Annotated in this window: 20 protein-coding genes; 8 read left to right on the forward strand and 12 right to left on the reverse strand. The window is 60.9% G+C overall.

Features of this window, described 5'->3' with window-relative positions; genetic code table 11:
* Nucleotides 1-9: 9 nt before the first annotated feature.
* The 5 genes from EI293_RS06910 to EI293_RS06930 form a co-directional block, all read right to left on the reverse strand.
* Nucleotides 10-387 (reverse strand): DUF423 domain-containing protein, encoded by a 378-nt coding sequence (locus tag EI293_RS06910; RefSeq protein ID WP_125436426.1) that lies wholly within the window; start codon nt 385-387, stop codon nt 10-12.
* A 137-nt stretch (nt 388-524) separates the two neighbouring features.
* A complete protein-coding gene (locus EI293_RS06915; protein ID WP_125436427.1) occupies nt 525-1190 on the reverse strand; it encodes a YggS family pyridoxal phosphate-dependent enzyme in 666 nt (221 codons plus the stop codon).
* Nucleotides 1191-1400: 210 nt separating this feature from the next.
* Nucleotides 1401-2444 carry a vWA domain-containing protein gene (locus EI293_RS06920; RefSeq protein ID WP_170170285.1) on the reverse strand — a complete coding sequence of 348 codons (1044 nt, stop codon included), beginning with the start codon at nt 2442-2444 and terminating at the stop codon, nt 1401-1403.
* A gap of 60 nt (nt 2445-2504) precedes the next feature.
* Nucleotides 2505-3440: a hypothetical protein gene (locus tag EI293_RS06925; RefSeq protein WP_125436428.1), complete on the reverse strand. Its 936-nt coding sequence runs from the start codon at nt 3438-3440 to the stop codon at nt 2505-2507.
* Entirely contained in the window at nt 3433-4332 is a 900-nt protein-coding gene (locus EI293_RS06930) for a DUF58 domain-containing protein (RefSeq protein ID WP_044002636.1), read from the reverse strand. Before EI293_RS06930 ends, EI293_RS06925 begins: the two co-directional genes overlap by 8 nt.
* A gap of 37 nt (nt 4333-4369) precedes the next feature.
* Between EI293_RS06930 and EI293_RS06935 the strand changes: the two genes are divergently transcribed.
* A complete protein-coding gene (locus EI293_RS06935; RefSeq protein WP_170170286.1) occupies nt 4370-4756 on the forward strand; it encodes a DUF4296 domain-containing protein in 387 nt (128 codons plus the stop codon).
* An 82-nt stretch (nt 4757-4838) separates the two neighbouring features.
* On the opposite strand, the gene EI293_RS06940 is transcribed toward EI293_RS06935, so the two are convergent.
* From EI293_RS06940 to egtB, 6 genes are all read right to left on the reverse strand, one after another.
* The gene (locus EI293_RS06940; protein ID WP_125436430.1) at nt 4839-5171 is read right to left on the reverse strand and encodes a tRNA-binding protein; all 333 of its coding nucleotides are present in this window, start codon (nt 5169-5171) and stop codon (nt 4839-4841) included.
* Between the two features lie 102 nt (nt 5172-5273).
* Nucleotides 5274-5837: a DUF922 domain-containing protein gene (locus tag EI293_RS06945; RefSeq protein WP_125436431.1), complete on the reverse strand. Its 564-nt coding sequence runs from the start codon at nt 5835-5837 to the stop codon at nt 5274-5276.
* A gap of 77 nt (nt 5838-5914) precedes the next feature.
* The gene (locus EI293_RS06950) at nt 5915-7288 is read right to left on the reverse strand and encodes an MATE family efflux transporter (protein ID WP_125436432.1); all 1374 of its coding nucleotides are present in this window, start codon (nt 7286-7288) and stop codon (nt 5915-5917) included.
* Nucleotides 7289-7378: 90 nt separating this feature from the next.
* Nucleotides 7379-8485: a pyridoxal phosphate-dependent aminotransferase gene (locus tag EI293_RS06955; RefSeq protein ID WP_125436433.1), complete on the reverse strand. Its 1107-nt coding sequence runs from the start codon at nt 8483-8485 to the stop codon at nt 7379-7381.
* 21 nt (nt 8486-8506) lie between these two features.
* Nucleotides 8507-9508: an L-histidine N(alpha)-methyltransferase gene (gene egtD / locus EI293_RS06960; RefSeq protein ID WP_125436434.1), complete on the reverse strand. Its 1002-nt coding sequence runs from the start codon at nt 9506-9508 to the stop codon at nt 8507-8509.
* 129 nt (nt 9509-9637) lie between these two features.
* Complete coding sequence (gene egtB, locus EI293_RS06965) at nt 9638-10933, reverse strand: ergothioneine biosynthesis protein EgtB (RefSeq protein ID WP_125436435.1); 1296 nt, start codon at nt 10931-10933, stop codon at nt 9638-9640.
* A gap of 267 nt (nt 10934-11200) precedes the next feature.
* Here egtB and EI293_RS06970 point away from each other — a divergent pair, with 267 nt between their 5' ends.
* The 7 genes from EI293_RS06970 (at nt 11201) to EI293_RS07000 (ending at nt 19040) form a co-directional block, all read left to right on the forward strand.
* Nucleotides 11201-11440 (forward strand): KGG domain-containing protein, encoded by a 240-nt coding sequence (locus EI293_RS06970; protein ID WP_125436436.1) that lies wholly within the window; start codon nt 11201-11203, stop codon nt 11438-11440.
* Nucleotides 11441-11587: 147 nt separating this feature from the next.
* Entirely contained in the window at nt 11588-12658 is a 1071-nt protein-coding gene (locus tag EI293_RS06975) for an o-succinylbenzoate synthase (RefSeq protein WP_125436437.1), read from the forward strand.
* 152 nt (nt 12659-12810) lie between these two features.
* Nucleotides 12811-14088 carry an aspartyl protease family protein gene (locus EI293_RS06980; protein ID WP_125436438.1) on the forward strand — a complete coding sequence of 426 codons (1278 nt, stop codon included), beginning with the start codon at nt 12811-12813 and terminating at the stop codon, nt 14086-14088.
* 178 nt (nt 14089-14266) lie between these two features.
* Entirely contained in the window at nt 14267-15418 is a 1152-nt protein-coding gene (locus EI293_RS06985) for a lysophospholipid acyltransferase family protein (protein WP_246010565.1), read from the forward strand.
* 128 nt (nt 15419-15546) lie between these two features.
* Complete coding sequence (locus EI293_RS06990; RefSeq protein ID WP_125436439.1) at nt 15547-16482, forward strand: alpha/beta hydrolase; 936 nt, start codon at nt 15547-15549, stop codon at nt 16480-16482.
* A gap of 201 nt (nt 16483-16683) precedes the next feature.
* Nucleotides 16684-17190, forward strand: a complete 507-nt coding sequence (locus tag EI293_RS06995) for a phasin family protein (RefSeq protein ID WP_125436440.1) — start codon at nt 16684-16686, stop codon at nt 17188-17190.
* Between the two features lie 161 nt (nt 17191-17351).
* The gene (locus tag EI293_RS07000; protein ID WP_125436441.1) at nt 17352-19040 is read left to right on the forward strand and encodes an ABC1 kinase family protein; all 1689 of its coding nucleotides are present in this window, start codon (nt 17352-17354) and stop codon (nt 19038-19040) included.
* A gap of 10 nt (nt 19041-19050) precedes the next feature.
* On the opposite strand, the gene EI293_RS07005 is transcribed toward EI293_RS07000, so the two are convergent.
* A complete protein-coding gene (locus tag EI293_RS07005) occupies nt 19051-20289 on the reverse strand; it encodes a porin family protein (RefSeq protein ID WP_125436442.1) in 1239 nt (412 codons plus the stop codon).
* Nucleotides 20290-20340: the final 51 nt, after the last annotated feature.

The following is a 20340-nucleotide window of genomic DNA, read 5'->3' on the forward strand; positions in this document are numbered from 1 at the left end:
ACAGCCAGCTTACAGCTGCCGAGCTGCCAGCAACAGCACAATCCAGCCGGCAATGAGCAGCACCCCCCCGATGGGCGTAACGGCTCCCAGCTTGGTAATACCGGTGAGGCAAAGCACATACAGCGAGCCGCTGAAAACGAGGATGCCACCCAGCCACAGCCAGGCTGCCGTGCCCAGGCTGCGCAGTTCCGGTTTCAGGTACCACAGGATACCGACGGCCAGCAGGGCCAGCGTATGAAAAAACTGGTAGCGCACGGCTGTTTCAAACGTTTCGAAGCGGCCCGTCGCCTCCAGCATTTTGCGCAGCCCGTGAGCGGCAAAAGCCCCGATGCCCACGCTAAGCGCCCCCAGCAGGGCCGCCAGTTGAATAATAAGTCGTGCGGTCATAAGTCGTTGTTCGTTTTTCGTTGCTCTGTTTTTTGTTACGTGTTTTTCGCTGTTGGTTCTTCGTAGCTCGTTTGGGGGCTAGGAAGGCGTATCTGCTCCAGATATCCGAAAACGAACAACCTTTAACGAAAAACGCATTATCCCCGGGCACCGAAGATGGCACTGCCGACGCGTATCAGGGTACTGCCTTCGCGCAGGGCCAGGGGAAAGTCGGAGCTCATGCCCATGGATACTTCGCGGAAAGCTGCATCCTCGGGGAAATAGAGGGCTTTGAGCTTGTCGAAGTAGCCGCGCAAAGTGCGGAACTCCCGGCGCAGTTGGTCTTCGTCGGGGGTGAAGGTGGCCACGCCCATTACGCCGGTCAGGCGCACATGGCGGCAGGCCCGGAACTCAGCCGAGCCCAGAATTTCCTCGGCTTCGGGCAGGGAGAGGCCGGTTTTGGTTTCTTCGTCGGCAATGTGGAACTGGAGCAGTCCTTCAATTATCCGGTCATGCTTGGTCGCCTGCCGGTCAATTTCCAGCAGGAGCTTCAGGCTGTCAATGCTTTGGATAGTGTGCACGAAGGGCACAATGTACTTGACCTTGTTGGTCTGCAGGTGCCCGATGAGGTGCCACTCCACGTCGGCGGGTAGCTCGGGCTGCTTGGCGGCCATTTCCTGCACCCGGTTCTCGCCAAACAGGCGGGCCCCGGCGTCGTAGGCTTCCTGCAACCGTTCCACTGGGTGCGTTTTGGTGACGACTACCAGCCGGGCGGCCGTGCCGGTAAGTTGCTGCTGAATATGCTGTAGATTCTCTTTAATCACGGATTTTTTCGAATTAAGGCGGATTTCGGGGACGGCGCGGGGCTGGGATGTTCCGGCCGGTTGTATCCGACGTGGGGCAAAGCTACGTGCTGAGGCTGGAACACGGCCGACAGCACTTGAAACCGCACCAGCTGGCCGGATGTTGAGGAATGTTCAGGCTTGCTGGCCTTTTCATCCGCAAAAGCCTGCCAATCTGCCCTAATCCGTGAGCTAGTCTTCCAGCGCGTTGGTTAGAAACGTGTTTTTCAGGGCCAGCCACAGCAGCCACAGACCGATACACCAGAACAGATAGGTGCGGTAGTAGTCAAGTGTGTTACGGTAGCGGGTCTGCTTGATTTCGGACTTCTCGTAGCGGTTAATCTGCCCGAAAATCTGCCGGAGGCCGGCATTGTCGGTGGCGCGGAAGAACTGGCCCTCGGCCGCCTGGGCAATCTGGCGCATGGTGGTTTCGTCGAGGCGGGTTTCCACGAAGCGGGGCTGTCCGGCTTCGTCAGTGCCGTAGGGTACGGTGCCATCCTGCCCCAGCCCGATCGTGTAGATTTTGAGGCCGTAGGCGTGGGCCAGCTGGGCGGAAGTCAACGGGTCGAGGGAGCCAGCCGTGTTTTCGCCGTCCGAAATCAGGATGCAGACTTTGGTTCGGGAACGGGAGTCGCGGAGGCGGTTGGTGGCCACACCAAGGGCGGTGCCAATGGCCGTGCCGTCGTTCGGAATCATGCCCAGACGCAGCCCCTGGAGGTTGTCGCGCAGCAGGTCATAGTCGGTGGTGAGCGGGGCCAGGGAGTAGGCGTCGCCGGCAAATACCACCAGGCCCACCCGGTCGCCCTGGCGGCCGTCGAGGAATTCACGGGCCAAGCGTTTAGCGGCTTCCAGGCGGTTCGGCCGCAAATCCTGCAGCTCCATGGAGCCCGATACGTCCAGCACCAGCAGAATATCAATGCCTTCGCCGGTCTGCACCACCCGCTCATCGGTCCGCTGCGGACGGGCCAGGGCCACCACCCCGAAGCTGAGGCTCAGGGCCAACACTACATCGGGCACGAAACGCAGCACGGTGCTCCAGTCGCGTGGGAGCTGTCCGGCCACAAACGCCACGCCCAGCTTCGAACGGTGCCGCCGGGCCATCACCCACCGCAGCACAAACAGCAGCGGCACCAGGGGCAGCAGCAGCAGCAGCCGTGGCTGTTCCCAGGTATAGCTTACGAGGGTGCTGTAGCGCACACTATCCAGCAGGGAAGTCAGAACATCGGGCCAGGGCATGCGCAAAAATAAGGAGGCAGAAATAGAAGGGAGCCGGCAACGCGGCCTGGGAGTTACAGCTCAGGTGGATTGCTGTGCGGCTACGCGAGCGTACTGCCGCTCCGCAAACGTGCGCAACAGTACAAACGCCAAGTCCGTTTCCGTCTCGTCTTCCGAGAACTGATTGCCATACACTACCCGGTCGGCCAGGCGCAGGGCCAGGCTCACGTCGGCATCATTTTGGTAGTGGGCCACAATTTCGCGGGTGGTCAGGCTGCTGATGTTGTTGTCTTCGAGGGCGGAGAGGTAGTTTTTCCAGAGCGTAATGGCCCGCTCCATATTAGTGAGGGAGCGGGAAAGGGCAAACCGCTCTACGTGGCGGGCGTACTGCGCCAGAAAATAGGCGTGGTTTTTCCGGAGCCGGTAGTGCCGGTAACGGCGACGCAGCCGCTGCCGGAACCCCAGAACCAGCGCCCCGGCCACCGCCAGCACGGCCGCCAGCCCCGCCAGCCAATACGGATAATTGAACTGTGGCTCCACGGGCAGCAGCTGCAGGTTCTGGCGCAGCACCGGTGCCCCGGAGCCTGCGGTGGCCGGAGCCGTGCGGACCAGGCGTACCTGCGTGGGTGCCGTGGGCAACAGCAGCGTATCGCGCCCTTGCAGCAGGGTAACGGGTAGCGTCAGGGTCTGCACTGAGTCGAGGCTGAAGGTGCGCAGCCGGTACACGGCCCGGTCGAGGCTGCGGCCCTGCCGGGTGCGGGTAGGCGAGTAGCGGCGACTCACGTACTCAAAAGGCGTAAAATCGGCGGCGGAGTCGGGGAAGATAATTTCCCGGCTGGGCGCGTGCCGGTAGCTCAGCTCAAACTCAATGATTTCGCCCACGCGTACCGTTGGCTGCCGAAACCGGCCCCGGGGCACGGTATCGGCTGGGGCCTGGGCAGCCACCTGCAGCACCCCCAGCAGCAGGCAGCCCAGGGCCACGCTCGAAATCAATTGCGCACGGCCCTGCTTACCCACGACCACCGCGTTGGTTACGCCGCCGGAACAGGTTCACCAACTGCGGAACGAAGTCGGTATCGGTGGCAATGGAGAGGTACTCGGTGCGGTGGCGGCGGCAGATCTGGCCAATCTGCTCCCGGTTCTGCTCGTAGGTGGCGCGGTAGCGGGCCCGGAACGCCTCCGACGAGGTATTTACCCACACCGTCCGGCCCGATTCCTGGTCGTGGAGCGGAATGATGCCCAGGGGCGGGAATTCCCGCTCGCGCTGATCCAGCAGCTGCAGCACCACCAAATCGTGCTTGCGGGCCAGCATCGTCAATTCCCGCTCGTAATCGGCGTCAATGAAATCGGAAATGAGCAGCACAATGGTGCGCCGTTTGAGCAGCCCCAGGGCCTGCTTGATGCCCGCCGCCACGCCCGTTTGCCGGCTACGGGGCTCCAGCTCAAACAGCCGCTTGATGAGGGCGTACGCGTGGCGGGTACCTTTGCCGGGCGCGAGGTAAAACTCCTTCTGATCGGAAAAGGCCAGAATACCGAGCTGCGCGTCCTGGCGGGCAGCGGCCAACGCCAGCACCCCACAGATTTCGCGGCCCACGTCAATTTTGCGGCGGTTAACGGCGCCCACCTGCTGCGAAGCACTTACATCAAGCAACAAAAGCACCTGCTGTTCACGTTCTTCCTTGTAGGTCTTCACGAAGGTGCCGTGGCCCTTGCTGGATACTGCCCAGTCAATGGCCCGCACTTCGTCGCCGTACTGGTATAACCGCACGTCGTCGAACTCCAGCCCGGTGCCTTTGAAGACGGAATGGAAATCACCCTGCAACTGGGCATCTACCGCTTTCAGGATGCGGATTTCCATCTGGCGGAGCTTGCGTACGAGCTGCTGGAAAGGCGAATCAGCGGGTTTCATCTCGACTAAACTACGGCTTACTCCTAACTTTGCAGCTGTGAAACGATATTCCTTCCGCCTGCTGGGCTGGCTAAGTGCCTTGAGTCTGCTGGTTGCCGCCTGCCAGAAACCCGAAGAAGTGCCTGTGCCTCAGCAACTCATCCCGCGCGACAAAATGGTGAGCCTGCTCATCGAAATGCATCTGCTGGAAGCCCGGACCGATGCCGCCGCCCTGCCCACCGACTCGGCCCGCGCCCTGTTCCGGCAGCAGCAGAAAAACGTGTACTGGCGCTATGAAGTCAGTGACTCGGCTTTCGTGCAGAGCTACCGCTACTACGCCACCCACGAGAAGGATCTGGACGATATTTACGCTACCGTGGTAGATAGCCTATCGTTGCGCGAAGCCCGGCAGCAGGAGCCCGGCAGCCCACCGCCGCACCGGTAAGGTAAAATGGTGAAATGGTGCGCTTGACGTTCTGCCGGGCCTGATGGCGCAAGCAGAACGTCAAGCGCACCATTTCACCACCTCACATCAGGCGGCTGCCGTTGGGAACGGGGCCGGCCAGTGCCGTCAGTACGATGTGCCCGGCGGCATCGGGCAGGCCCGTAACCAATACCTCCGACATGAACCGTCCGATTTGCTTGGGCGGAAAGTTGACCACGCACAGCACCTGCCGGCCAACCAGGTCAGTGGGTTGATAGTGGTGCGTTACCTGCGCGCTCGTCTTTTTCAGGCCGATTTCCGGGCCCAGGTCGATAACGAGCTGATAGGCCGGCCGCCGCGCTTCGGGAAATTCCCGGGCTTCCAGAACGGTGCCGGCCCGGATATCTACCAGCTCAAATTCAGCCCAGGTTAGCATGTGGTGAGTTAGTGAGATGGTGAAATAGTGAGTTTTCCTTTCTGATGACCTTGGCGATGCAGTTGGCGCAAGTTGCGCAAGCAGAACGGTAAACTCGCCATTTCACTGTTTCAAGGCAAATGCCTCCAGCTGAGTCAGGCGCTGCTGAATCTGCTGGTCCCAGGCTTGCTGGCGGGGGGCGTTAAGGCCGTGGTTTGTTTCCTGGTCGTAGCGGGCTTCATCACGCTGCCAGGTCAGAAAAGCCATTTTGGTGAGGTTGCCGAAGGCCGGCTGGAGCTTCTCGCAGTCGAGCTTCACCAGGCTGAGCTTCTGCCGCAATAGGCGGGCATGAATTTCGGTAAGGTCGAAGTGCAGCTGCTCGTGGCGCAGCAGGGCCGGCGAGGCCTGCGCCATGTTGCGCACCCACGATTCAGAGGGCGTAAATACGGCCCGCACCTGCGCCGAAAACTGGTAATCGACGCAGCCTACCTTGGCATCAATAGTAGAAGAAGTGAGAGCCGCCAGCCGGTCGGAGTTGGGGCGGGCCTTGAAATCGGTCCAGGTGAGCGGGCGGGCGGCGCTCCATTCCAGCTTGGCGGGCGAAGCCGGCGGGGCGGTTTGGGTGGGAGCAGGAGCGAAGGTGGGAAGCAGGCTCAGTAGCCAGATGGGAGCAACAGACGACAGCATTCGGCGCTAATGGCAAGCGAAACAGGTGGGAAATCAACCGGCAAGGTACGGCCCGGCGGCCGACTCACAACGGGAGCTTAACGCGCGGCAAGGGCCGGTTCGTTCACGGCCGGGGCGAGCAATGCCGGCCGGTTGCGAAACCGCACCAGCAGCACCCCGGCCACCAGCGAGAGACCAGTCAGCAGCCCCACCCACACGCCTGTAGCGCCCCAGCCCAGCCGGAACCCCAGCACGTAGCCCAGCGGCAGTGCCACGGCCCAGTACGCCAGCAATGCTACCACCGAGGGCACCTTCACATCCTCCAGCCCGCGCAACGCGCCCAGCCCCACTACCTGCAACCCATCGGACACCTGGAAGGCGGCGGCAATGAGCAGGAGCGTGCCCGCCTGCGCCACCACGGCCGGGTCGTGGTTGTAGTAATGCGGCACGGTGTGGCGGCCCAGTACCAACAGCAAGCCCATCAGGCTCATAAACCCAAACGTGATGAGGTAGGCCATGAGGCCTGCCTGTCGGGCACCGGGCGCATCATGGCTGCCGATGTGCTTACCCACCCGGATGGTAGCCGCCGCCGCAATGCCGCTGGCCGCCATATAGGTCACCGAGGCCACGTTGATGGCAATCTGGTGCGCGGCCAGCTGAGTGGCACCCAGCCAGCCAATCATGATGGCGGAAAAGCTGAACGCGCCCATCTCAAAAGTCATCTGGACCCCAATAGGAGCCCCCAGCCCGAGTAGTCGGCGCAGGCCGGCGGCATCGGGCCGCAGGTTAAGAGCCGCCGCCTGGCGGTAGGGGCGCAGGCGCACGGCCACCAGCACGTAAGCCGCCATGAGCAGTGCCATCAGTACGCGGGCAATAAACGTGGCCCAGGCCGCGCCCATCATGCCCATTTCCGGCATGCCCAGCTTCCCGAACACCAGCCCGTAGCACAGCACCGCATTCAGCAGGTTGGCCTGCACCGAGAGCAGCATGGCTTGCCGGGTGAGGCCCAGTCCTTCGGCAAACTGCTTAAACCCCTGGAACAGCATCAGCGGGAAAAACGACAGGAACATCACTTTCACCCAGGGCGCGGCCAACGCTACCACCGGTGCCGGCTGCCCGAGGTAGGGCAGCACCTGCGGGACCAGCAGCCCCAGCAAGGCCAGCAGTAACCCCGCGCCGGCGCTTAGCCACACCCCATTTACCAGCAGGCGGCCCAGGCCGGGCACGTCGCGGCGGCCGTCAGCGGTGGCTACCAAAGGCGTGATGCCCATCGTGAGGCCCAGCCCGAGGACCATCACCACGGTGCTCACGCTCACGCTCAACGACACGGCTGCCAGGGGAATTTTGCCGGTCTGGCCTACCACCATACTGTCGCACACATTTACCAGTACGTGGCCCAGCTGGCTCAGCATCACGGGGTAAGCTAAATCGAGTGTGGGCCTGAGGTGGGAGCGGAAAGCGGAGCGGGACATACGGCAGTAACAAGCAAGAAGCCGCAAAGGTACGACGAAGAAACCCCGCCCGGGCCGGAAACCTGAGCGGGGCTGCGGCTGAACTACCGCTTAATCGACCTGTTTTAAATGCAACACCGTAGCCAGTCGGCGCAGGCCTTCGCGCAAAATCGGCTCGGGTACCGCGTAGGAAATCCGGATGAAACCGGGGGTGCCGCAGGTAGCACCATCTACTACCTCCAAGCCACCCCGTTGCAGGCGGCCCACCAGCTCCGCCGACGCTTCGGCGGCCGGCAGCTCCGGCCGGACATACGCCCGCAAGTCAGGAAACGCATAATAGGTAGCCTCCGGGGCCACGGGCGGAATCCGGGGAATTTCAGCGAGCAGCTCCAGCATGAGGCGGCGGGTGGGCTGCAGCTGGTGCACCAGCCCGCCGGCCACACTGGCCGCGGCCCGCGTGACGGCCAAGGCTGCTTCCTGAACCGGTGCTGCCACCGCGCCACCCGTCGCTCGTTGCGCAGCGGCGCAGGCCCGGGCAATAGCCAGCGGAGCCACTAAGTAGCCAATGTTCCAGCCAATCAGCCCCAGTGACTTGCTGAACCCGTTTACAACCAGATGCTGTCCGTGAGGATCCGGAAATTCCAGCAGCGAAGGAACAGGCCGGGCCGCAAAGGTCATCAGGTTATATATCTCGTCACTGAGCACAAACAGGTCCGGGAACTCCCGCGTGATGGCCAGCAAAGCCGCCAGCTCCTCGCGGTGGTACACGCGGCCGGTGGGGTTGTTGGGGTTGGAAAGGAGCAACACGCGCGTACGGGGCGTGAGGGCAGTGCGCAATAACTCCGGCGGCAAGGCATAGTTATCGGCGGCGGAAAGGGGCAGCGCGCGCACAACGCCACCGGCCCGGGTTATCAGCTCTCCGAAACCAAACCAGTTAGGCGTGGGCAGCAGCACTTCATCACCGGGGCGTAGCACGGTTTGGAGCAGCAGAAACAGGGCGGCTTTGGTTCCCGGCGTTACCACCACGTTTTCGGGGCTGGCGTGGGCCGCCGGCACCTCTTGGCCGCGTTGCGCAATGGCCTCGCGCAACGCAGGTAAACCGGCCGCTTCCGGCACTGGCAGCGGCCCGGCCTGAATGCTGCGCACGGCCGCTTCGGCGGCCACGGCCGGCGTGAGAAACGCGCCGTAGCCGGAAGCCAGGCTGATAGATTCGGTCATGAGAAACACCTGACTACCTGGTTAAGCCGGCCGTAGCAGCACGTCGGCAAAGAAATCCTGCTCATCTGTAAAAACGTGCTGTACGCGCAGGCCAGCAGCCTGAGCCACTTCCGCAATACTGGCGCGGGTGAACTTGTAGGAGTTTTCCGTATGAATCATCTCCCAGGCCGCAAAGGCTACTTCCCAGCCTACTGCGGTAAAACGAACGGTCTGGGCCCGGGTGCTGACCAGGAAAGACCGCACCGCGCCGCTCAATGGGTCGTAATCAGTATAGTGCTGCCAGTGGTCCAAATCGAAATCGGCACCCAGCTCCCGGTTGAGGCGGTGCAGCAGATTAAAGTTGAACGCCGCCGTTACGCCCTGGGTATCATCGTAAGCCGCCCGGATACGGCGCGGGTCTTTCTGCAGGTCGAAGCCTACCAGCAGCCGGTCATCGGCCGTAAGGGGCTGGGCCAGGTTTTGGAGGAAGCGGTGGCGGTCATCGGGCAGGAAGTTGCCGATATTGGAACCCAGGAACAGCACCGCCTTACGGCCCGGCCGACTGGCCATCAGGCGCAGCGCATCCGCGTAATCGGCCACTACGGTTTCTACGCGCAGCGCAGGCAGCTCAGCACGCAGACTGGCAGACAGCCCATCCAGCGCCGCCGCCGAAATATCAACCGGTACGTAGGTGAACTGGGCGCCGCTGTCGAGGAGCTGGCGCAACAGGATTTTGGTTTTCAGCCCGTCGCCGGCCCCCAGCTCCAGCAGGAAAAAATGTTCGTCCGGGTTCTGCGGGCGCAGTTCGGCGGCAATGGCGGCCTGGTGGCGCGTGAGCAGCGCAAACTCGGTGCGGGTGGGATAATACTCCGGCAGGGCCATAATCTGCTGAAACAGGCGGCTGCCTTCGTCATCGTAAAAATACATGGATGACAGTGCCTTGAATTGTCGGCCCAGGCCTTCCTGAACGTGCCGGGAAAGGTCGGTAGCCACAAATTCGGGCGGTGCTGCGGGAGTGGTGAGACTGGTGGTAGCAGAGGACATAGGGGAGAGGGTCGTTTGCCGGACCGGGCGTAGCAGGCAGAAAGTATTCGCGCGGGGCTACCTCTGGTGCTACCCCGAACCGGCCCTAGTATGCGTTGGAGAGAGGAGGTCGGTGAGCAGGCCCGGCAGCTACCGCGCCAGCCGGATGCCGGTGAACTGCCAGCGTTTATCGGCCTGGAAAAAGTTGCGGTAAGTGAGGCGAATGTGGCTTTCGGGAGTAGCGCAGGAGCCGCCGCGCAGCACCAGTTGGTTCACCATGAATTTGCCATTGTACTCGCCCAGCGCACCGGCCGCGCGCTGGTAGCCGGGGTAGGGGTGGTAGGCCGAATACGTCCATTCCCAGGCGTCGCCCAACAGCTGGTGGCACTCGTCGGGGGCGGCATCTGCGGGTAACGGCTGCGGATCGAAGAGGCCACTTTCCAGGAACGTGCCACCGGCCGCAGTGGCCCCGAAATGGCGGGCGGCAATTTCCCATTCCTGCTCGGTAGGCAGGCGGTGGCCACGCCAGTTGGCATAGGCATCGGCTTCGTAAAAGCTGACGTGGGTGACGGGGGCCGCCATGTTCACCGGCTGGAGGCCGTGGTGCGTGAAGCGGTGCCAGCGGCCGTGGTGCAATACCCAGTAGAGCGGAGCTTCCCAGGTTTGCTGCTGCACCAAATCCCAGCCTTCACCCAGCCAGTAGCGGAAGTCCCGGTAGCCGCCGGCCTCCATGAACTCCAAGTACTCCGCGTTGGTAACCAGGCGGTTTTGCAATTCAAAATCGGCCACGTAAGTGTCGTGCGGGGCCTGTTCGTTGTCAAAGCAGAATCCTTCCTCCTCAAAGCCTATACGGTGCACACCGCCCGGCACCGGCAACCACGCCACCGGCGGCGCGGAGTGGATAGGCGCCGCTGGTGGCACCGTTTGGTAGGCCGGCGCCAGCGGACTGGTACTCAGAATGTACTTGATATCAGTGGCCAGCAGCTCCTGGTGCTGCTGCTCATGCTGCAGGCCCAGCTCAAACACCTCCCAGCAGGCGGCTGGCAGGGTATCGGCAAGAGCCAGCAGCTGCTCCATATGCTCATCTATGTGCTGACGGTAGTGATAGACTTCTGCCAGCGCGGGGCGGGAGAGGGTGCCCCGGTCGGCGCGGTTCACGCGGGAGCCCAGGGAGTTGTAATAGGAGTTGAATAGGAAGGCGTAGTCGGGATGAAAAACCTGGTAGCCGGGCAGGTATTCACGCAACAGAAAGGTTTCCCAGAACCACGTGGTATGAGCCAGGTGCCACTTCGGGGGGCTTACATCAATGACGGGCTGCACCACCGTGTCTTCAGGCAGGAGCGGGCGGCACAGCGCCTCCGACTGCTGACGAACCGCCTGAAAGCGGAGAACGGGCGAAGAAATAGCGGGAGCAGATACCGAAACGGCAGCAGGAGCAAGTGACATAGGCAGTGGGTAAAGGGCCGGATATACAGATAACGGCAAACCCGGCCAGTAGTTTTGACCACACTGGCAGCCGGTGAAACCGTGCGCGCTTCGCAAGGCTGCTCCGTAGTTATACGGAGCAGCTCCTCAGTACAAAGTGGTATTTTGGCTGTATCTGCTGGTATTTAGTGGTTTCGTGCGTTACTATTCGCAGCCATAGGCCGTAAGCAAACGACCTTCTGATACGAAGAATCTACCTGTCCAACTAACTACCCAGCCAACTCTAGCATGAATACCAAAGCTGCCACTCGCCCCACCACTCCCGAGACTCCCGTAACCAAGCGTCCACGCGGCTTTGCTGCCATGGATGCCGCCACCCAGCGCCGCATTGCCAGCGAAGGGGGCCGTGCCTCGCATCTGAGCGGGCGCGGGCACCGCTTCACCTCAGAAGAAGCCCGCGCCGCCGGCCGTAAAGGGGGGCAGGCCAGCCGTGGGCGCGATAACACCCAGGGCAACGCCGCAGAGTAAGCTGCTGAGGATAAAAACGGAGCCGGTTCTGCCGGTTTCGTTGCCTTACCGCGCCGCCTTCCTGACCGGAAGGCGGCGCCTGCGTTTCTGAGGGGCGTATATTGCCGCTGCTATCTGCCTCCGGTTCTTTACTTGCCCCGTCTGTCTATGCTCCAGCTGCGCTACTCCCACCGTGTTCTGCATTTTAACTTTCCGGCTCGCACCTCCCGGGGGGCTCTCACGGAGCATACCGCGTACTATCTGCACCTCTCTGACACCAACCAGCCGGAAGTGACAGGCATTGGTGAAGCCGCTCCGCTGGCTGGCCTTAGCCCCGACTACCGTCCCGATTTCGTTTCTGCGCTGGAAGGCCTCGTGCGAGAATTCAACCGGCAGCAGCTGTACGACCTGCGGCCCGAAGAAGCCGCCGGGCTGGTTGGTCCTGAGTGGCCGGCCCTGCGCTTTGCCCTCGAAACCGCTGTCCTCGACTGGCAGAATGGCGGCCGGCGCGTGCTGTATGATAACGCTTTCAGTCGGGGCGAGGCGGGGCTGCCCATCAACGGGCTGGTGTGGATGGGCGATGCGGCCTTCATGCGCCGGCAGATTGAGAAGAAGCTGACGGAAGGCTACGACTGTCTCAAGCTCAAAATCGGGGGGCTGGATTTCGCTGCCGAGCTGGAAATCCTGCGGGAAATCAGAGCCGTGGCCGGCCCCAGACAGCTCACTCTGCGGGTAGATGCCAACGGCGCGTTCAGCCCTCAGGAGGCTCTGCCAAAGCTGGAGCAGCTGGCCCGGTTTCAGCTTCACTCCATCGAGCAGCCCATCGGGGCGGGGCAGTGGCACGCTATGGCCGAAATCTGCCGCCTCTCGCCCGTGCCCGTGGCCCTGGATGAGGAGCTGATTGGCATCACCGAGCCCGCGCAGCAACAGGAGTTGCTGGACCTGACCCGGCCAGCTTTTCTTATCCTGAAGCCTACTTTGCTGGGCGGGCTGCAGGCCAGCTTGAACTGGGTGGCGCAGGCCGAAAGCCGGCAAATCGGCTGGTGGCTCACTTCCGCGCTGGAGTCTAACATCGGGCTGAACGCGGTCAGCCAGCTGGCGGGTTCCTATGCCACACCCGGCTTTCCGCAGGGACTAGGCACCGGGCAGCTGTACCACAACAACCTAGCCGCGCCGTTGCACATCCACACCGGGCAGCTGCATTACCACCCCACCGGTCTGTGGGAGCTGCCGGCGTAGCGCACGAAGGGCTTTTGATCCGCTCATTTTACACAGTTTACAGAAACTATTCGGGACTAGAACCCGCACTTTAGTGTTCAGCTTTGTGTCGCAAACAAACGGTTCATCGAAAGCGTTTGTTTCAGTAACTTCAGGGCTCTTTCACTCCGGATATGTTGCTGCGAATCTGTGCGCTACTGCTGTTTTCGGGCCGCGGCCGGGCGGGGGGGCTTGGGCTGCTCGTACTGCTGCTGGCCGTTGGGGCCGCTTCGGGGCAGCCGGCCGCCTTCCGGTTCGAAAAAACCCGCACCCGGCATGTGCAGCTGCCTTTCCTGTTGCAGCGTAACCTGATTGTGGTGGAAACCTGGCTCAATGGCAAAGGCCCCTATAATTTCCTGTTGGATACCGGCATCGGCACTTCCCTGATTACCGATCCGGTGCTGGCGCAAGAGCTGGGTCTACCGCTGGAAGGCCGGTTTCTGGTGGCTGGGGCGGGGGAGGAGCGGCCCCTGGAAGCCTTCCAGACGGCGGCCGATGTGAGTTTGAGCGGTGGCATCCGGGCTCCCAAGCTGCCGTTCCTGATTTTGTCAGATGACGTGCTGAACCTTTCGGGCTACGTGGGCATGCCCATTCACGGCCTGTTGGGCTCCGACGTGTTTCGCAGCTTCGTGGTGGAAATTGACCCCGAGCAGCAGCACCTGACCATGTACGCCTCAGCTTCGTACCGGCCGCCGCTGGGCCGGCGCTGGGCTAGGCTGCCGCTGGATATGGAAGGCCGCAAAACCTACCTCACCCTGCCCGTGCAGCTCACCGATTCCCTGACGCTGCCCCTGAAGCTGGTGCTAGATACTGGTGCCGGCCACGCCCTCTCGCTGGAAACTACTTCCGATGCCCGCCTGCAGGTACCAGCCACCCGCCTGCGCACGCCGCTGGGCCGGGGCCTGAACGGCAACATCAACGGGTATCTGGGCCGGGTGACGGCTTTGCATCTGGGCCGCTACCGCCTGCCTACCTTGCTCACTTCCTTCCCCGATGCCGCCGATGTAGCTTCCCGGGTGGAAACGCCCCGCAACGGCAACCTGGGCTTCGAGCTGCTGAAACGGTTCAAGGTTATTATCGACTACGAGCGTAATACTCTGCTTCTGCGGCCGAACGGCATGTTCCGGGAGCCGTTCGAGCATGATATGTGTGGGTTTGACCTGCTGGCTACCGGCCCTAACTACCGCAACTACAAGGTGCTGCGCATCGAACCCGAAAGCCCTGCCGCCCGGGCCGGCATCACCGTAGGCGATGAAATTCTGTCCATCAACTTGATGCCAGCGGAGTATCTCAACCTGAACCAGTTCAGTAAGATGCTGCACTCCGAAGACGGCCGGCAACTGCTGTTTATCGTGCGGCGGAGCAACGGTGAGCTGTTTACCACCACCCTGCGTCTGAAACGGCAGATTTAGCCTGGACGTGTTGCGCGGCCGGCCTCGGGAACGCGCGGTTGGGTGGGCCGGGCTGCGGCATGTGAACGTAGCCAGGGGGCTTTTTTCGGGGTTTTCAGCCGAGAGCCTGGCAAAATCAGTACATTAGAAGCCCATCGTTTCGGTCTGTTCCCTTATTCGCCGCTCCGTCCGCCCATCCATGGCTCAACCTTCCGCTGCGCTGCCTCAGCCATCCCCCGCTATTCTGGCGAACCAGCATATCTACAGTGATTATTTCGATGAACACTTCGTTGAAACGCTTGACCGGAACATTCTGCAGTTGCTGGATCGGGTGTGGTTCCGGTCCAAGCTGATTGGCTTCGAGAACTATCCTCAGCGCAATAACCCCGAACGGCCGCTCATCTTCGCTTCCAACCATTCGGGCATGGCTTTCCCCTGGGACGCTATGGTGGCCCTCTCGCACCTGTGGCGCGTACTGCCCGATTTGCGCGACCTGCCCCGGCCCTTGTCGGCCCCCATGCTTTCCCAGTCGGCCCTGATGAACCCGTTTCAGGTGCAGGATTTCTGGAAGCGCTGCGGCTGCGTGGATGCCACCACGCTCAACTTCGAGACGATGATGTACTACAATGACCACAACCTGATGCTGTACCCCGAAGGTGTGCCGGGCATCGGGAAGGGGTTCAATAACAAGTATCGGCTGCAGCGGCTGGCCACCAGTACGGTGCGTATGGGCATTTTGCACCGCACCGATATCATCCCGTTCTACACCATCAACGGCGAGTACTTGAACCCCTACACGTATAGCTGGGAGTGGGTGAACCGGCTGAGCAAGAAAATTGGAATTCCCTTTATTCCCATGGGCCCCGTGATTCTGCTGGTATTACTACAGCCGTGGTTTTTCTATATGGCCTTTCCGGCCAAGCTGACTTTCGTGCTGGGTTCTCGTATCAAGCCCTACGAGCTAACCAACAAGACTACCGATGAGTTGACTCGTTCCGAGTACGAGGACCTCTCGAACCAGGTACGTGCCCGCATGCAAACGGAAATGGACGCCGCCGTGCAGCAGCACGGGCAGCACCCCTATCAGTGGAAAGAGCTGTGGCAGCGCATCAAAGAAAACTGGCGATACTTTCCGTTTTTCCTGCCCTGGGCCTGGCCGGCACTGTTCCGCGAGTTTGAGCGGCAGTACATGCGTCACGGCCGGCGCGACTTCGACCTGGATTTACGCAGCCCTGGTGCCTACTGGCGCATGTTGTGGCGCAACCCCTTCACCCTCACCTTCTTTATTCCCGTATTAGGCTGGATTCCCATTGCCATCCGGGGGTACAAGGGCCATCGGATTAATAAGTGATAAATTCAGAGGGCAGGGCTGATCGGCCTGCCACTGCCTGCTTTTCAGCCCCAGCCATTAGTACCCAGCCTCCGGAAGAATGAACGCGTAGCGCATCCTTCAAGCAAGAAATTCCCACCGCCCACCCAATGCCTTCTACCCAACACCTGCTGCTCAAGCAGCTGCTCACGGCCGCCACCGGCCCGCTGGCCCGGCGGCGGCCCCGTCTGCCGGCCATGCGTCTAGCTTTCGAGTTGATGTCTTTTGGCCAATTGATGCCCTGGAACGTGTTTTTGGAAGACGCGGATATTGATGGCATGCCCGGCGAGTGGGTGCGGCCAGCCCAAGCTCAACCTGGGCGGGTGCTGCTCTACCTGCACGGCGGGGGCTACGTGCTGGGTTCCCTGAACACGCACCGGGCCCTGGTGGGCACGCTGGCCCAACGTTGCGGCGTGATGGCCCTGGCCATCAACTACCGCAAGGCCCCCGAGTACCCGTTCCCGGCTGCCCTCGATGACGCGCTGCTGGCTTACCGCTGGCTGCTGGCGCAAGGATACAAGGCCGCCAACATCATGGTGGCCGGCGACTCGGCCGGGGGCGGGCTGGCACTGGCGCTGCTGGTGGCTCTGCGTGACGCGGGTGATGCGCTGCCGGCCGCCGCCATCGGCCTCTCGCCCTGGACCGATCTGCTCCTGCCGGCCGGGAAGCTGCGGCGCGTGGCCCTTGAGGAAAGCCAGGTGCTGGAAGCGTTGGAAATCCGGGGCTGGGGGCCACTTTACGCCGCTGAAACTTCCCTGGCCCACCCGTTGGTGTCGCCGGTGCAGGCTGACTTGCGCGGGTTACCGCCCTTGCTAATTCAGATTTCCGACGCCGAGGTGCTGGGCGACGATGTGCAGCACTTTGCCGCCAAAGCCCGGGCTGCCGGCACGCCGGTGACCCTCCAGGTGTTTGAAGGGCTGGTGCACTGGTGGCATCTGTTTTGGCGTTTCCTGCCTGAAGCCCGCACCGCCCTGGATCAGGTAGCCGATTTTACGCGGCAGGTGTGGCCTGCACCATCTGCTTACGTCCCCCGGCGGGCCGCCTGAAGCGCAAATAGGCCGCTAAATAGAGCTTTTTTGGTGTGTCAACCCGATATGATTAGAAAAATATATCCTCAGGTTCAACTATATAGCCGTGTTTTCGTAGGTTTGCTGAAAGTATTCGGCTTGCATACTACTTAGTCTGAAGACTGTTTTCGCGTTTTCCTTTTATTCTTTTCTCACTCCCTTACTTAACCGCCCAGTTTCATGGAAGATCTGTTTAAAAAGTTCATAAATGCCGGTGTCGGCTTCGTTTCGCTCACCAATGAGCGGGTTCAGAAAAGCATCGATTCGCTGGTGCAGGAAAGCAAGCTTTCGGAGCAGGAAGGCGCCAAAATAATGGACGACCTGAAGAAGAACACCGATGCCAAGCGCAAGGAGCTGGAAAAGCAGGCCCAGGGCCTGGCCGCCCGCCTGCTGAAAACAGTAGGAGTAGCCCCCAACGCCGACGTAGAAGAGCTGAAGCGCACCGTGAAAGGCTCTAAATCTTCGGCTTCGGCAGCTGCTCCCGCCAAGAAGGCCCCGGCCGCCAAAACGGCCGCTCCGGCTAAAGCCGCTGCTGCCGGCGCCACCAGTAAAGTGGCCGGCACCGTGAAAAAAGCCGCCGATAAAACCAGCGCCGCCGCTGGCAAAACCCAGAAATCGGCCGCTGGCAAAGCCGGCGCGGCCAAAAAACAGGCGAACGATACGGCCGCTGCCGAAAGCAACGCGTAGGTTTCGGCCTCAGGCCCGTAAAACCCCGGCCGTTTGTAGCGGCCGGGGTTTTTTATGCGCTTATTTCGCAGATTGGACGAGTTGAACAGCTGCTCGCTCTTCCAGGAGAACTGCCGGCTTCAATCCATGAAATCCGCCCGCTCCGTTTAACCCCGTGCTGCATGTTTAAGAACACCATTTCCAACCTCACGCGCATCCGGCAGGTAGCTGAGGTGCTGATTCGCTACGGCTTCGAGGACGTGGTGACCAGCACGGCGCTGCGGCGGCTGGTGTCGCAGAGTCGGCGCCGCTCGTGGCAGGAAGGGGAGCAGGCGGTGTTCGAAACCACGCGCTGGGAGCGGATTCGCATGATTATCGAGGAGCTGGGGCCTACCTTTATCAAGCTGGCCCAGGCCCTAAGCAACCGCGCCGACCTGCTGCCCCAGCCGCTCATCGATGAGTTTGAGAAGCTGCAGAGCAACGTGCCGCCGTTTCCGGTGGCGCAGGCCCGGCGTATCATTGAGCAGGAGCTGGGCCGGCCGCTGGAAGAGGTGTTTAGTGAGTTCGAGGAGGTGCCACTGGGCTCGGCCAGCATCGGGCAGGTACACGGCGCACGCTTGCTTACGGGCGAGAAAGTGGTGGTGAAAGTGCAGCGCCCCGATGTGCAGGAAAAAGTGCGCACCGACCTGAGTCTGCTGCACGAGCTGGTGCGCCTGACGGCCCCGTTTCTGCGTCGCCAGGGCCTGAGCAACCCCCAGGACATTGTAGACGCCTTCGAGCGGAGCATGACCAAGGAGCTGGATTACACCTCCGAAGCCCGCTCGATGGAGCAGTTTCGCAAGCTCTATGAGGATTATGAGTCGTTCTACATTCCGCGGCCGTACCGGGAGTTGAGTACCAACCGCATCCTGGTGATTGAGTACGTGAGCGGTTGCAAGATTACCGATAAGCCGCAGCTGCTGGAGTGGGGCCTGAGCCCCGAGAAAGTGGCCGAAACCGGCATGGATATTTACCTGACCCAGATTTTCGAGTTCGGGGCCTTCCACGCCGACCCGCACCCCGGCAACGTGCTGGTGCGCCCCGATGGCACGCTGGTGCTCATTGACTTCGGGATGGTGGGCCGCCTCAGCAAGCAGCAGAAGTATGCGTTTGCGGGCGTATTCATCGGGATGGCCCGGCAGGACGCGCGCAGCATGGCCCTGAACTTCCGCCGCCTGGCCCTGACCTCCGAAATCCCGGATATGCGCGCCTTCGAGGCCGACCTTAGCCAGCTGATTGAGGATTTCGCCCTGCTCGACGTGAAGGAAATGAGCATGTCGGACCTGGCCGACGCGCTTCAGAACATCATTTACCGCTACAAGCTGCAGGTACCCGGCTCGGTGTTCCTGATTCTGCGGGCCCTGGTGATTCTGGAGGGTATTGGCAAGGTGCTACACCCGCGCTTCAACACCTTTGAGTTTGTGCGGCCCTATGGCGCGCGCATCATTGGGGAGCAGTATTCGCGGGAGAATATTCAGAACGAGGCCCTCTACACCGGCACCCAGTTGCTGGCCCTGCTGCAAACCCTGCCCAGCGACGTGCGCCAGATCATGCGCAAAATCTCGCGCGGTGATTTGCGGGTGCGGGTGGAGCTGAGTGGCTACCAGCTGCTACTGCGCAAAGCCGATCAGCTGGTGAGCCGCAGTATTCTGGCGGCGGTGGCGGTGGCCGTTATTGTGTTTGCAGGCCTGAGCCTGCTGGGCCGCTACCCGGCCACCATGCCGTTCTACCGGGGGCTACCGGTGGTAACGTGGTATAGCCTGGGCCTCGCCGCGTTTCTGCTGCTGATTCTGTTTATTCTGGGTACCAAAAATGAGCGGCGGCGCGAGTAGCGGCAGGCGTTTAGAACCCAATGCTTACATCCAGGCGTGCTGAGGTATGAATCGGATTAAAAATGACAAACCCGTTGTAGTTGGTCTGTTCGTAGCGCGCTTCCAGCCCTAGCTCTGGTAAGTTTTTTCGCTGAATTGTTGTTCCTAGGCCAGCCGTCCAGCCAACACCAGACTTGGTGATGAGAATAGGCCGCTTCTGGATAACAGTGGAAGTGGAGGACGTCGTTCTGGTTTCAACCGAGGAGTTGCGCAGGTTGTGGCCGTACAGAACACCCGCGTTGATATAGGGCCGGATGATGCCACTACCGAGGGTATAGCGCAACAGGAGGGGAATTTGTATCTGCTGATAGTCTACTACCGCTTCGTTTTCCTGGCTGAACGATGAGGTAGCCGTCACGCTACGATAGGTATTGCGCAACGACAGATAGTTGGCTTCCACAATAGTTGAGAACCGGGACTTGTTGAACAGCCGCAAAAATACTCCCGCCTGATACCCGATTTGGTTCTCGCTGCTGCCCGGGAAGGGTTCGGAGGCAAATTCAAAGTCAGAGGCGTTAATTCCCGCCTTTATACCATACACTGCACGTATTCCGCTGCTGCGCTTTAAAATTTTGCTGGATTCCTGCGGGTGACGGCATGCGTTGTAGTCCATGGTCAGGCGGGTAAGGCCCGAATAGTTGACAGGGTATTTCTGCTGCACTTTGGTAGTGCCAAACTCCAGCGTAGGGCAGCCGGGCAATAGCCGGTGCAACGTTAGCTGGGCCGCGTCAGGTACCACTTGTACCAGATATGCGCTATCCGGCGACTGGAGAAAATAGCCTTTTTTCCCGTCGGCCCCACGGCCTCCGTACAAACTAACGGGGCCTTGCACCAGGGGCGTTACCAGCTGCGGTGTTTTTTTGGAGCCTACCGGTAACGTTTGGCTTATCACTCCTTTCTGGTCACCGAAACTCAGCAATTCCGCCGCTTCAAAACGGGTGCTTGGCGTGTTCCGGCGTTTTAGCGTGACGTGGCCTACGCCCTTTTCAGATACCAGCACCCGTCCATGCAGGGTATCACCAGAGGCGGTAACCAGGTAATCCTGGTCGATACGTTGGGCCTGTACTGAAATTGATAATCCGAGGCAGGCGAGCAACAAAATAGGTTTCACTATGAAACTATAAAAAGTGTAATTGGACGAATACAAAGCTAATGCCGCCGTGAGTAATATGCGCTGAGACGGAATGACAAAATATGATTTATATAACATTTTGTCCAGGTAATAATTTGACCATCAATTTATTGAAAGAAGTATGCAGTA

This window comes from Hymenobacter perfusus, from assembly GCF_003944765.1.
Classification (GTDB): Bacteria; Bacteroidota; Bacteroidia; order Cytophagales; family Hymenobacteraceae; genus Hymenobacter; species Hymenobacter perfusus.

What these genes read in the sequence shown, in the direction of transcription:
- egtD (WP_125436434.1), bottom strand. Translation starts at nt 9,508, where the DNA reads ATGTCCTCTGCTACCACCAGTCTCACCACTCCCGCAGCACCGCCCGAA.
- EI293_RS07005 (WP_125436442.1), bottom strand. Translation starts at nt 20,289, where the DNA reads ATGTTATATAAATCATATTTTGTCATTCCGTCTCAGCGCATATTACTC.
- EI293_RS06990 (WP_125436439.1), top strand. Translation starts at nt 15,547, where the DNA reads ATGCCTTCTACCCAACACCTGCTGCTCAAGCAGCTGCTCACGGCCGCC.
- EI293_RS06995 (WP_125436440.1), top strand. Translation starts at nt 16,684, where the DNA reads ATGGAAGATCTGTTTAAAAAGTTCATAAATGCCGGTGTCGGCTTCGTT.
- EI293_RS06920 (WP_170170285.1), bottom strand. Translation starts at nt 2,444, where the DNA reads ATGCCCTGGCCCGATGTTCTGACTTCCCTGCTGGATAGTGTGCGCTAC.
- EI293_RS06930 (WP_044002636.1), bottom strand. Translation starts at nt 4,332, where the DNA reads ATGAAACCCGCTGATTCGCCTTTCCAGCAGCTCGTACGCAAGCTCCGC.
- EI293_RS06980 (WP_125436438.1), top strand. Translation starts at nt 12,811, where the DNA reads ATGTTGCTGCGAATCTGTGCGCTACTGCTGTTTTCGGGCCGCGGCCGG.
- EI293_RS06940 (WP_125436430.1), bottom strand. Translation starts at nt 5,171, where the DNA reads ATGCTAACCTGGGCTGAATTTGAGCTGGTAGATATCCGGGCCGGCACC.
- egtB (WP_125436435.1), bottom strand. Translation starts at nt 10,933, where the DNA reads ATGTCACTTGCTCCTGCTGCCGTTTCGGTATCTGCTCCCGCTATTTCT.
- EI293_RS06970 (WP_125436436.1), top strand. Translation starts at nt 11,201, where the DNA reads ATGAATACCAAAGCTGCCACTCGCCCCACCACTCCCGAGACTCCCGTA.
- EI293_RS06955 (WP_125436433.1), bottom strand. Translation starts at nt 8,485, where the DNA reads ATGACCGAATCTATCAGCCTGGCTTCCGGCTACGGCGCGTTTCTCACG.
- EI293_RS06945 (WP_125436431.1), bottom strand. Translation starts at nt 5,837, where the DNA reads ATGCTGTCGTCTGTTGCTCCCATCTGGCTACTGAGCCTGCTTCCCACC.
- EI293_RS07000 (WP_125436441.1), top strand. Translation starts at nt 17,352, where the DNA reads ATGTTTAAGAACACCATTTCCAACCTCACGCGCATCCGGCAGGTAGCT.
- EI293_RS06975 (WP_125436437.1), top strand. Translation starts at nt 11,588, where the DNA reads ATGCTCCAGCTGCGCTACTCCCACCGTGTTCTGCATTTTAACTTTCCG.
- EI293_RS06950 (WP_125436432.1), bottom strand. Translation starts at nt 7,288, where the DNA reads ATGTCCCGCTCCGCTTTCCGCTCCCACCTCAGGCCCACACTCGATTTA.
- EI293_RS06910 (WP_125436426.1), bottom strand. Translation starts at nt 387, where the DNA reads ATGACCGCACGACTTATTATTCAACTGGCGGCCCTGCTGGGGGCGCTT.
- EI293_RS06985 (WP_246010565.1), top strand. Translation starts at nt 14,267, where the DNA reads ATGGCTCAACCTTCCGCTGCGCTGCCTCAGCCATCCCCCGCTATTCTG.